Origin of the sequence: Caballeronia sp. ATUFL_M2_KS44, assembly GCF_023630965.1 — a bacterium.
GTDB classification, from domain to species: domain Bacteria; phylum Pseudomonadota; class Gammaproteobacteria; order Burkholderiales; family Burkholderiaceae; genus Caballeronia; species Caballeronia concitans.
Map to the genome: position 1 here is coordinate 1 of NZ_JALQEA010000012.1, position 1,440 is coordinate 1,440.

Sequence of the window (1,440 nt, forward strand, 5' to 3'; positions counted from 1 at the left end):
ATATCCTAATGTCGTGTTCTGGCTATTTACAGATGTCGGGTTTTGACTCGGTGGCAAGCTGGCAGCGGATCGTTCAGCGGGAGCCCAGTCATGTCACCGAACCCACCTGTGAGCTTGACCATGCGCGAATGGGACAGACTGAAGGTTATCGAGGCGGTCGTCGAGACGGGTTTGAAGCCCGGACGCGCCGCTGAGCGCTTGGGCCTGACGGTACGCCAGATCGAGCGGCTGGTGGCGCGCTATCGTGAGCGCGGAGTGCAAGGCGTGGCGTCGGGCAAGCGTGGCCGACCAGGCAATCGCAAGCTCGACGGTGCCTTGGCGCAGCGCGCCGTGAGCATCATCCGGGAGCGCTACGCCGACTTCGGCCCGACTTTGGCGCGCGAGAAGCTCGAGGAATGCCACGGCATCCGGCTGGCCAAGGAAACCGTGCGGCATCTGATGATCGAGGCCGGCTTGTGGGTGCCGCGCCGGCAGCGGCCACCCAAGGTGTATCAGCCGCGCGCGCGGCGTGCGTGCCTGGGCGAACTGATCCAGATCGACGGCTGCGAGCATCGCTGGTTCGAGCAGCGCGCCCCGCAGTGCACGCTGCTGGTGTATGTGGACGATGCCACCAGCCGGCTGATGCAGTTGCATTTCACGGCGAGCGAGTCGACCTTCAGCTATTTCGAGGCCACGCGTGCCTACATCGAGCGCTACGGCAAGCCGGGCGCGTTCTACAGCGACAAGGCCACGGTGTTTCGCAACGCAACCGCAGGCAAGACGGGCCACAGCATTACGCAATTTGGTCGCGCGATGTTTGAGTTGAACATCGACACCTTCTGCGCCAACTCGAGCCCGGCCAAGGGGCGCGTGGAACGCGCGCATCTGACCTTGCAGGATCGTCTGGTCAAGGAGTTACGCCTGCGCGGCATCAGCACGCTGGAGCAAGCCAACGCGTATGCGCCCTGCTTCATGGCCGACTACAACGCGCGCTTTGCCAAGCCACCGCGAAGCGACTATGACGCGCATCGTTCCCTGCGCGCCGACGAGAGTCTGGAACGGGCGCTGACGTGGCGCGAAGCGCGCCGGGTCACCAAGACGCTCACCGTGCAGTACGACCGCGTGCTGTATCTGCTGGACGATACCGACGCGAACCGCGCGCTGATCCACCGTGACATCGAGGTGTGGGAGTATCCCGACGGGCGCACGCAGTTGCGGGCCGGCGAGCGCACGCTGGTATGCCGGCAGTACGACCGTCTCACCGAGGTCGATCCGGGCGCGATCGTTGAGTGCAAGCGTCTCGCGCACGTGCTCGAGTTGGCGCAGGCGGTGCAGGCCCAGCGCGACAACCGCAGCATTGGCACGGCGCCGTCGCGCACGCATCGCGGCGCGGAGGTACGCACGCCACGCCGCGCATCCGGCACGAAGAAACAGCGCGAACTCACGCAACAGGACCTGGAG

General features: G+C 65.4%; 1 protein-coding gene. It reads left to right on the forward strand.

Annotation, left to right across the window (positions count from 1 at the left end; translation table 11 throughout):
• Positions 1-114 precede the first annotated feature (114 nt).
• The coding region (locus NCR39_RS07075) for an ISNCY family transposase (protein WP_502800182.1) at positions 115-1,440 on the forward strand (1,326 nt) is incomplete at its 3' end.